We start from the raw sequence: 10,599 nt of genomic DNA on the forward strand, positions 1-10,599 counted from the left end.
GGCAAGGTTGAGTTGTACGGCACCCAGGACGAAAAAATCTTCGTGGAATTCTCCCACGCCAAGCTTGCGACCTTAGGCATCAGCCCGACCCAGATTTTCGATGCGCTCCAGCGCCAAGCCGCCGTGGCTCCAGCGGGGATCATCGAAACCGCCAAGGAACGGATTTCGTTACGGGTTAACAATAGTTTTAATAATCTCGATGACGTGCGCAACGTTCCCATCGTCGCCAATGGCCGCGTGCAGATCTTGGGCGATATCGCCGAGGTTAGCCGGGGCTATGAAGACCCGATGACGTTCCAAATGCGCTTCAATGGCAAGCCGGTGATCGGCCTTGGCCTGTCGATGGAGCCGGGCGGGAATATTATCGATATGGGCCGCGAGGTCGATGCGATGATGAAACGAATCAAGGTTGAGCTTCCGCACGGCATTGAGATCGACCAGATTGCCGCCCAGCCGAAGGTCGTGGACGCCTCGATTTCCGAGTTCGTGAAATCCCTGGCCGAGGCGCTCGCCATTGTGCTCGCGGTCAGTTTCATCAGCCTGGGGTTCCGCACGGGGATTGTCGTCGCGCTGTCGGTGCCGCTGGTGCTGGCGATCACCTTTCTCATTATGTCGATGGTGGGCATCAACCTGCACCGCATTTCGCTGGGCGCGTTGATTATCGCCCTCGGCCTGTTGGTCGATGACGCCATCATCGCCGTTGAAATGATGATGCTGAAGCTGGAAGAAGGCTACGACCGAGTGAGAGCCGCCACCTTCGCTTTCAGTTCCACGGCGTTTCCGATGCTGACCGGCACGATTGTCACCGCCGCCGGGTTCGTTCCGGTCGGTTTCGCCAAATCCGCCGTGGCCGAATATACCAATGCGATTTTTTGGGTGACGGCGATTGCGCTCGGCGTGTCCTGGGTCGTCGCGGTGCTGTTCACCCCCTACCTCGGCTATAAGCTACTGCCCGAGTTCAAGGACCGCGCCCACGGCGGCCATGATCCGCACGATACGCGCCTCTACCGCGCCTTGCGGTCCGTCGTGACCTTCTGCGTGCGCTGGCGCAAGTCGGTACTGGTGGTGACGCTCGCGATCTTCGTCGCCTCGGTGATCGGCTTTGGCAAAGTCGCGCAGCAGTTCTTCCCCTCCGCCTCGCGCCCCGAACTGATGGTCGACGTGCGTCTGCCCGGCGGCAGCGCGATTGCTGCTACCCAAGCCACCGTTGCGCGGGTGGAAGCCCTGCTGAAGGATGATCCCAACGTCGCCTATTACACCTCCTACGTCGGCGCAGGCACGCCGCGCTTCTATCTGCCGCTGAACCCGGAACTGCGCCAGTCCAACTTCGGCCAGTTCGTGATTATGACGAAGGGGCTGCACGAGCGCGAAATCGTGTTCGAAAAGCTGGAAAAAGCCTTCGCCAACGAGTTCCCGGAAGGGCTGCTGCGCATCGCCCGGCTGGAGAATGGCCCGCCGGTCGGCTTCCCCGTGCAGTTCCGCGTCTTGGGGGCCGATCCGGCGCAGATTCGCGAGATCGCCTATAAGGTGCGCGACACGATGCGGGCCAACCCGCATACGGCCAATGTCAATCTGGAGTGGAACGAGCTGTCCAAAACCGTGCGGTTGGAGGTCGATCATAAAAAAGGCGCGCGCCCTGGGCGTCAACCCGCAGGATCTCTCGACCACGCTCTACACGCTGCTCACCGGCTTGAACGTGACCCAGTTCCGCGAGGGCACCGAACTTATCGCCGTCGTCGCCCGCGCGGTTCCGGCCGAACGCCTATCGCTGACCGACCTTGAGGGCATCAATGTTGGCACCAGCAGCGGCGGCTCGGTCAGCCTCGCCCAGATCGCGACGGTGAAATATGAGTTGGAAGAGCCGGTGCTGTGGCGGCGCAACCGCGAAACCATGATTAACGTGCGCGCCGATATTTGGGACGGCACGCAAGCCCCGGTTGTTACCGCGCAAATCAACCCGCAACTCGATCTGATCCGCGCGAGTTTGCCCGACGGTTATCGCATCGATACTGGCGGCGCGGTGGAGGAAAGCGCCAAGGGCCAGAACTCGATCAATGCGATGATGCCCCTGATGCTGATGATTATGGTGACGACGCTGATGATTCAGCTTCAGTCCTTCCAACGGCTGATTATCGTGCTGCTCACCGCCCCGCTCGGGCTGATTGGGGTCGCAGCGGCGCTGCTGATAACCGGCATGCCCTTCGGCTTCGTCGCCACTCTCGGCACGATTGCGCTGGCCGGGATGATTATGCGGAACTCGGTGATCCTGGTCGATCAGATCGAACAGGATGTGCGCGCGGGCCATGCCCTGTGGGATGCGATTATCGATGCCACGGTGCGCCGGGCGCGCCCGATTGCCCTCACCGCCGCCGCTGCAATTCTGGCAATGGTCCCGCTCTCCTTCAGTGCCTTCTGGGGGCCGATGGCGGTCGCGATCATGGGCGGGTTGACCGTGGCGACCTTCTTAACGCTGCTGTTCTTGCCGGCGCTCTACGCCGCGTGGTTTCGCGCCAAGCCGGTGCAGGCCGAGGAGGAAGACCCGAACCAGGACATCCGCCGCCGGGCGCTCGCCCAGGTGCCGGCGCTGGCAGCGCCCGGCGTGCCTTCCAATCGTCCGGCAGAGTGAGCTTTTCTTCTCGCGCGGCGCGTATTAAGGGTAGGACATGACCGGTCTTATTATCGATTTTGTCGCCGATTACGTCTGCCCTTGGTGTTGGATCGGGCGCTATCGGCTGGAGTTGGCGCTGAACCATCTGCGCCAAGAACAGCCGAACCTGCCCGTCCGCATCTCCCTGCGGCCCTTCGAGTTGAACCCGGATATGCCCGCCGAGGGCATGGCGCGCGACGCCTATGCCGCCGCCAAGTTCGGCTCGCTGGAGGCCGCGCAAGGGATGTGGGCACGCGTCGCCTCGGTGGCGGCGATGGAGGAGCTGGAGATCAAATTCGAGACGATCACCCGCCAGCCGAATACGCTGAACGCGCATCGTTTGGTCGCCTGGGCTAGCACGCACGGGCGCGGGTTGGCCCTCTCGGCGCGGCTCTACCCGGCGTTTTTCCGCGAAGGCGCGGATTTGGGCGATCTTGCGACGCTGGCCCAGCTTGCGGGTGAGGTGGGTTTGCCGGTGGATGAGGCAACGGCCTTTCTCGCCTCCGATCTCGGCGTGGACGATACCCGCCGCATGCTCGACGCCGCCCAAAAGGGCGGTATCGACGGCGTGCCGGTCTATATCTTCAACCGTAAAACCTCGGTGATCGGCGCGCAACCGTTGGAACGGCTGTTGGAGGCGATGGGGCAGGCACTGCAACCGGCCGCAAACGCTTAAACCCTACTTCCGCCGATACCTCGGCAGCCAGTGATTGAGCGCGAGGAAACGGTCGACCCGGTCGCTGTCACGCGCAACTTCCGCTAGGGTCATCGTTTCCAGCCGGGCGATGGTTTCGGGCCGGGCATCGTCGAGGGCAGCGTGATGGCCGGTGAGATCAACCTGAAAGCGGAAATGGGTATCGCCGACCATTTCCGCCGCTTGGCTGTCGATAATCTCCGACGAGGCATCGAGAATCACGTCGGTGATCGGGCGTGCCCACCCGGCAAGGCCCCAGTTCTTCGCCTGAAGATAGGGCAGCGGTTGGGTTTGCTGGCCGGTGCCGAGCGAGAGGATGAGATAGCCGCTCGCCCCCGGATAGAGGTCCATCGCCGCCGACAGCGCGCAGAGCGTTGGGTTCGCGGCGAACACGCTGCCATCGATAAAGGCGCGGGCGGAGCCGTCTTGAGCGCGAATCAGCGCCGGTTCGAAATAGGTCGGGGCCGCCGTGGTCGCCCGGCACACGTCGGCCAGGCTATAATCCTTGTCGGGCGTCTCGGCGTTCCAAGAGCGAAACAGCACCGACTGCCGCCGTTCGATATCATAGGCGGTCAGCATGAGGGCTGGGGATGTCACTGCGCGTAGTCGGTGGCCGCCGAAGGTGTCGGCCAGCACCCGTTCGAGAAAGCGCGCGTCGTATTTCTCGTCGGAGACGCCGTTCATGGTGCCGAGCGCCCGCCACAGGCTGCGCCCGAAGATATGCGGCCCGGCGCGGCGATAAATCGCGGCGATATCCGCCGCCGGCACCGGCTCCTCCGGCCGCACCAAGGCGGCGGCGATGATCCCGCCGGTGGAGGTTCCCGCCACCAAATCGAACGCTGCGCCGAGCGGCCCGCCGAAGCGCGCTTCAAAGGCCGTGAGGAAGGTCGCAGGCAGCACGCCGCGCATTCCGCCGCCATCGATGGTGAGAATCCGGGGATAGCCTCGCATCAGGGGCAGGCACCGCGCTGGATCGGGGCGAGGGTCACGGGTAGCGGCGCGCCGGTATAGCGCAGGCGCGGCAAGAGCAGGGCGGTCGCCGGACCGAGGGTGCTGCCAAGCGGCGGAGCGGGGGTGGCGTCCATCGTCAGCAACGTACAGGCGCTTTTTCCGGGCGCGGCGATGAGGTCGGGCCGATGCAGCGCTAGGTTTCCCGCCAGCCACGGATCGGGCACCAGAAAGGGGCCGCGCCCGCTTTCGGCAAGCTGGCGAGTGAAACTCTTAAAATCGGCATCGGTCCGGCAGGTCGCGCAGGTCGGCAGCAGCAGCCGGTCTTCGATCAGCAGCGTCAGCGGCCCCAGCAGGGCGACCGCCCCAATCAGCACGCCCACCGCCAGCCGCCGCCACGCCGCCAGCGGCAGCCGGTCGAGCGCGATGAAAATCAGCAGCGGTACCAGCACCAAACACGCCAGCGGCCCGCTGTCGGTAATAATCGGCCCGCGCTCCAGCACGGTGGCCCCGGCCAGCAGAATGAGCGTGGCGACACAGCTTTGCGCGATCACCCCCGGCCAAAGATCGACCGCGCGGCTCGGGCGCAGCAGCGCGGGGGCCATCAGCAGCGCGGCACCGATCCAGAACAGAAGATCCATCGCCGCCCGCTCGGCGAGCACCGACCAGCCGTGCAGCAGGGCGCGCGGAAACGCTTCGATCATCTCCGGCGGCGGGAAGAGCAGCAGCAGCGGCGATGCCCGCAAGTCCGTCAGCCCCGCAACCAGATAGGGGAGCGCTCCTAACAGTCCCGCCACCAACCCCAGCGCCAGCGGTATGCGGTAGCGCTGGCGGGTGACGCGCAGGTCGCGGTCGATGGCGAGCGAGAGCAGAAAGACCAGGGCGAACAGCAACGCGCCGCGCCCGCCGGTCAAGCAGAAGGCGAGGCTGGCCGCCAGCAGTGCCCCATTCCCCCAACCGCCGCGCCGCAGCGTGCGCACCGAAGCCCCGACCAGCGCTAAAATCGCCCAACAGGCAAAGAGCGCCAACGGTTCGCCGGAGGGAAACGCGAGCCCGAGCGGGGTGAGCAGCAGCAGGCTCGCCCCAGCAAACCGGGCTTGGGCGCGCGATAGCCATAAGCGCGCCACGGCGTAGCCGGTGAGCAACACGCCCCAGAGCGTCACGGCGTCGGGCAACAGAACGGCCAAACGGGGCCAATTCAGGCGCAAGAGACCATGCCCGAGCCAGAGCGGCAGCGGCGACACCTCCGGCCCGTAGAACCAGACCCAGGCGCGCATCTGGAGCAAGCGGGCGGCTTCGGCTTCCGAAAGCGTCGGCACCAGCAGCAACCGCGCCAGCAGCATCAGCCCCACGGGCAGCGCATAGAGCAGCGCCGCGCCGAGCCAGGGCCGCCGGTCGAGCCGCGTTTGCAGCCGCTCGGTCCAAGGGATCGGCAGATCGTAAAGCGGGGTAACGGGATCGCGCGTAACGGGCATGCGTCAGTTTACCACGGCTGCCCCCCGAAAGGGCAGAGGCCCGCTCGCCCCGAGCCCCTATTTCTCCAGCAGCGTCCAGGCTCCCGTCCAACTATCGGGCGGCGGGGCTTGGCGCAGGGCAGTGCAGCGCGTCAGCAGGCGTTTGCTGGGTTGATCGTTGGGCCGTAGGGTCAGACATTCCTCGAAGGCGGCCATCGCCCCTTGCCAATCGCGCCGATAATAGCGCCGCAACCCGAGTTCGAAATGGTCGCGCAGGCGAGCGGTATGCTCGTCGAGCTTGCCGGATTCGGCGAGAAGTTCGTAGACCTTCACCGCTTCCGTTTTGCCCATCACGACGATTTCTTCCATCTCGCGGGTTTCGATCCGTGCGCCCGCAAGCTCGCGCGTCGCGCCGGAAATCAGCAATCGGGTGCCGAGCGCCTTATTGGCGGTTTCCAGGCGGGCGGCGAGATTGGCGGTATCGCCCAGCACAGTATACGTGCGCGACTGTTCCGAGCCGATGGAGCCGACGATCAACTCGCCGGTGGCAATCCCGCAGCGAATGTCGATGCCTTCGATCTCGTGCGTAAAGCGGCCACTGCGCACGAGTTGATTGACCCAGGCACGCACCTCTTCCCGCTGCTCCAGCGCGGCAAGGCAAGCCTCGGAGGCTTGCGACATATCCATCGTGAAGGGAGGCCCCCAGAAGGCCATCACCGCATCGCCCATATATTTATCGACGATGCCGTGCTGATCCTTAATCGGGCGCGACATGAGCGTGAGGTAATCGTTCAGAATCGTAACCAATTCGCGCGGATTGAGCCGTTCCGACAGATTGGTGAAGCCCTGCATATCGGCAAAGGAGACGGTCATCACCTGCTGCTCGCCGCCGATGTTCGGGTCAACCAGCAAGCTCGCGACCACGCGCGGATCGATATATTTACCGAAGGTCTCGCGGATCATCTCGGCTTTGCGGCGTTCGGCAATATCGGCCAACATGCGATTGCAGAGCTGCTTGAGCACCGACGAGAGCAGCGCCAATTGATCTTCATCGCCCCGGTTGGGATCGTGCGCGGCTTCAGAATCGCGGCGCTCGCGCACGATGGCTTCGAGATCGCCCAGAACTTCACGGCGGGCTTCCTCATCCAGCGTATCGGCAAGCGCCAGCATCTGCCGCCGGATCATGCGTTCCTGGCGGCGGCGTTGGCGTTCGCGCTCGTCGCGGTAGCGGTCGAGCGTGCGGGCGTGATCGCGGAAAACCTCAACGGCGGCGGCGATGCGGCCGATTTCATCGTTCTTCGGCGCGTAGATTTGCACAGAGGTGTCGCCGCGCGACAGGGCATTGAGCCCGGTTATGGCATCATCGAGCGGCCCGAACGAACGGCGCAGATACCAGATGAGGAAGGCGACGATCAGAATAACGCCGATGCCGACCAGCAGCCCGCTGACCAGCCCGACCCGATCGACGCGCCCGACCGTGCTGGTCACGTCTTTCACCGTCACCAGTGCGCCGACGACGCGGCCAACCGTATCGAGCAGGGGGACCGAGGCAATTTGATAGTGCCGCCCGACGACGGTGCGGTGCTCGATATAGCGTTGGCGGATCGGCAGATCGAAGGCCAATTCTTTGGCGAGCGCTTGATTGGTGCCGTGGGCGACGCGGTTGCGTAGGGAGAGAATATAGGCATCCCCCCCCAACCCCGCGCTGAGTTCCTCCAGCGCCCGGTCGCTATCAACGGCGGCGGCCAGAATGCCGGAGACTTGCCCGAGCGCGCTGGTTAAGGGGTGGGCCGCTGTGATGCGGAAGCGGCGGCTGCTGTCCTGCTGCACGAGGGCCATCGGTTGGGCCTGGCTCAAGACTTGATTGATCGTCCCGGCATCGAGAAGCGTCGGCGGGGGAAAGCCGCTTGCGGTCGTCAGCAGAACATCGCCGGCGGTATCGACGACTTCCATCTGATCGATCCGCTTTGCGGCTTGCAGCCGGGCGATATCGACCGAGACCATCTGTTGAACATCGGCGTGATTGCCCGCAGCCAACGCGTCGGCCAAGGCAGGCGCGGCAAGCGAGCGCAACGCCGCGCGCAGGTCTTGCTCGTAGCGCTCGACAATTTTCGACCAGAGGAGCGACTGGGTTTGAAAGGTCTCCTCGGCCCGGCGATCCTCCACCAACCGTTCGCGCTGCCAACTGGCTGCAACAAGACCGCCGGTCAACAGCACGAAGGCGGCAGCGACAATAAGGACGACCCGAGTGCGGAGTAACATGGGCGGTAATGGCTCCTATCGGGCTACAGGTTGCGGGCGGGCGAGACGGCCCAAGCCCATCACGAGCGCCGGAACTCCCAGAAGGAGGAGCGCAAGCGGGTTATTGGCTGATGCCACTAAGGCACCGAGACTGACGCCAATCAACCCCCCCGCCATATCGATCAGCAGCAATCCGGCGACGGGCCGGACGGGCCGCGCCATTCCCCAACCGATGCCGAAGAGCAACAGAGCCGCCGCGCAGATCAGAACATCCGGCAGCAGAACAAAAACCGCCAGCGCCAAGGTTGCCAGCAGCAGCCCCGCGCCCAAGCGACGCCCCGAGTTCGGCAGAACCGAGGCCGAGATCAAGAGCCCGAGGCCGAAGGCCACGAAATGCGGGACGCTCGCCAAAAGGGTTCCGCTCGACAGCCCGAGAACTGGCAAAGCTTGAAAGAGCAGCGCCCCGGCGATCACCGCCAAGGTTGCCGGTCCCCAGAGGCTGGGGAGCGTGCTGATTTCGTCCGATGCGGGTGCCTCGGCGACGAGGGCGGTCGTGCGCAGGCTGTTCCAGCCATAGACCGCGCACAGGCTTGCAGCGACGGCGATCAGCCAGAGGGCGGGATTGGTGCCCAACCCTTCGCCCAAAACAGCCCCGATGACAGGACCGACGGCCTGAAAACCGAGCCCCGCCACGAGAATAATGTTCTTATCGGCTTGAATATCGGTGCGGTAGCGCACGGTCAGCATCCGCCACGCGATGCCGATGGCGATGCCGCCGATCAAGCGACTCGCCCAGAACACGACCGCACTGTGCGTCGCCGCCGTCGCAACCAGGCTCAGCGCGAACAACAAAACGCTGACGAGAAAGACCAGGGCGGCCCGCTGCGGGCGAACCAAGGGGGCGACGACGGTGCCGAGCCCAATCCCAACCAGCGCGAGCCCCAACGGAACCGCCGCCAACAGCGAAGGCTCCAGCCCTCCCAGAACGCGGTCGCTGCCGACGAAGGGAACCAGCGGGCGCACGGCTTCGCTGACGATCGTTAGCATCAGCATGACCCAGCGCCCATCGGGACGGACGATGCTTGGCGTCGCCAAGCTGCGATGATCGGTCGCGAGCGTGGGGAAGCGGGTTTTGGCATCCTCCAGCATGTGCGACAAGCGGTCGGCGGAGGCGGCGTCGAGATCGAGCCCGCGAATGGCGTTGGCCGAGGCGGCAAACCGCTCGAAGCGATCGGCGACAGTGCGGAGGTTGGTATTGAGCCGCCGAATGGCCCTCCCCATCGTTCCAGGGACGTTCGCCGCAAGCACAGTGCTGAAATCACCCTCCAGAACATGCTGCAACGCTGTGCCTAACTGATGGGAGGGCGCATCAATGGCGCGGGCCAAAATAAGGCGGACAACCTCGAAAATCAAAAGCAGGCTTGCTACGATGATCCCCAAGGTTGCCGCGAGATAAAGCCAGAGCCGATCAACGGTGAAGCTTAAATCACTCCCGACGCGCAAGGTGCCGACCTTGCTGCCGTTCACCTGAATGGGCAGCGTGCTGATAACCGGGTGCGTCAGCGGCGAAAATCCGCCCTGGCCGTCGGCCGGAAGCCGGGTACCTGCCGAAAACAGCAGCTTGCCGGCGGGGTCGATCACTTCCATCCCGCTCAGGCTGGGGTTATCGTCCAGCACTTCCCCCAGCATATCTGTCACCCCCGCCAGCTTGTGCAGCGGGATGCCGGCGGTAACGGCACTGCTAAACTGCTTGATGAGGGAGCGCCCGACAGCGGTGCTGTTCTTCTGCATTTCCGCCACGAGCAACGGCGTAACCGTGCGATTGGCCGCCCAAAGCAGCGCCCCCGTTGCAATCAGCAACAAGAGCCCGCTGAGCAGCGTGAGGCGCAGCGAAAAGGGCTGTTTGTCCATAGAACGGCTCACAGTTCGTCATCCAATCGCTGAAGATCTTTAGCGCGGGAGTCCAGATAAGCGGCGGCACTCTCGATCTTTTCTTGTGCGGCGACCGCCAGATGGGTCAGGGGATCGCCATTGAGCGCGGGTGGGGCCTCGCCGCTGAAAATCGCCAAAAGCGCGCGCGGCCGCGCAGCCGACGCAGCGGTAAAGCCCATCGTGCTCACCAACAGAACCAAGGCGAGAACGGCAAAGATGCCAATCCCCCACAGGGTCAAGCTTTCGGTGAAGGCATCGATGCGTTGATCGAAATAGGTCTTGGCATATTGAAGCGCGACATAGCCGACCGTTTTTTCGAAGTCGTTCACGATCGGCACGCCAATGACGATGGCGTCGCGCTCAATAACCGTCCAGCGTTGGCCGCCCATGACCTGAATGGCTTGGGACCAGTCGGCCGGGGCCTCTTCCCCAACGGTGCCGCGATCGGTACTGAACAGGCTTCGCCCGCTATCATCCAGTACTTCAATCGCCAGAATTTGATCGTCGTCCGCCTTTTCGCGTTCGATCAATTCTTGGCTCACCCGAAGTTCCGCTAAGGGGAAGCCGAGACCGATATTCAATTCCAAGGCTGTTTTTAAGCTTTGGGATACAAACAGAAAGCGCGTTTCTGCCAGCCTGTCGTATGTTTTATCCACCAAGCTGCGATTGATTTGCAGAACGAG

Annotated in this window: 8 protein-coding genes; 3 read left to right on the forward strand and 5 right to left on the reverse strand. The window is 63.9% G+C overall.

Annotated elements, in window-relative coordinates; all coding sequences use genetic code 11:
• From VZ95_RS27900 to VZ95_RS02995, 3 genes are all read left to right on the forward strand, one after another.
• Window positions 1-1,782 (forward strand): efflux RND transporter permease subunit (locus VZ95_RS27900; protein ID WP_269747047.1); only part of this gene is annotated, 1,782 nt, incomplete at its 5' end.
• The gene (locus tag VZ95_RS27905) at window positions 1,679-2,626 is read left to right on the forward strand and encodes an efflux RND transporter permease subunit (RefSeq protein WP_269747048.1); all 948 of its coding nucleotides are present in this window, start codon (window positions 1,679-1,681) and stop codon (window positions 2,624-2,626) included. The genes VZ95_RS27900 and VZ95_RS27905, both read left to right, overlap by 104 nt.
• Window positions 2,627-2,663: 37 nt before the next feature.
• The gene (locus tag VZ95_RS02995; RefSeq protein ID WP_045774561.1) at window positions 2,664-3,323 is read left to right on the forward strand and encodes a DsbA family oxidoreductase; all 660 of its coding nucleotides are present in this window, start codon (window positions 2,664-2,666) and stop codon (window positions 3,321-3,323) included.
• A gap of 3 nt (window positions 3,324-3,326) precedes the next feature.
• Here VZ95_RS02995 and VZ95_RS03000 read toward each other — a convergent pair whose 3' ends face one another.
• The 5 genes from VZ95_RS03000 to VZ95_RS03020 form a co-directional block, all read right to left on the reverse strand.
• Window positions 3,327-4,292, reverse strand: a complete 966-nt coding sequence (locus VZ95_RS03000; RefSeq protein ID WP_045774562.1) for a patatin-like phospholipase family protein — start codon at window positions 4,290-4,292, stop codon at window positions 3,327-3,329.
• Window positions 4,292-5,764: a hypothetical protein gene (locus VZ95_RS03005; RefSeq protein ID WP_045774563.1), complete on the reverse strand. Its 1,473-nt coding sequence runs from the start codon at window positions 5,762-5,764 to the stop codon at window positions 4,292-4,294. Before VZ95_RS03005 ends, VZ95_RS03000 begins: the two co-directional genes overlap by 1 nt.
• Before the next feature lie 57 nt (window positions 5,765-5,821).
• Window positions 5,822-8,005 (reverse strand): adenylate/guanylate cyclase domain-containing protein, encoded by a 2,184-nt coding sequence (locus VZ95_RS21485; RefSeq protein ID WP_052711435.1) that lies wholly within the window; start codon window positions 8,003-8,005, stop codon window positions 5,822-5,824.
• 15 nt (window positions 8,006-8,020) lie between these two features.
• The gene (locus VZ95_RS03015) at window positions 8,021-9,895 is read right to left on the reverse strand and encodes an MFS transporter (protein WP_045774564.1); all 1,875 of its coding nucleotides are present in this window, start codon (window positions 9,893-9,895) and stop codon (window positions 8,021-8,023) included.
• Between the two features lie 8 nt (window positions 9,896-9,903).
• The coding region (locus VZ95_RS03020; protein WP_045774565.1) for a hypothetical protein at window positions 9,904-10,599 on the reverse strand (696 nt) is incomplete at its 5' end.

The sequence above is a fragment of the Elstera litoralis genome (assembly GCF_000963705.1).
Taxonomy (GTDB): Bacteria; Pseudomonadota; Alphaproteobacteria; order Elsterales; family Elsteraceae; genus Elstera; species Elstera litoralis.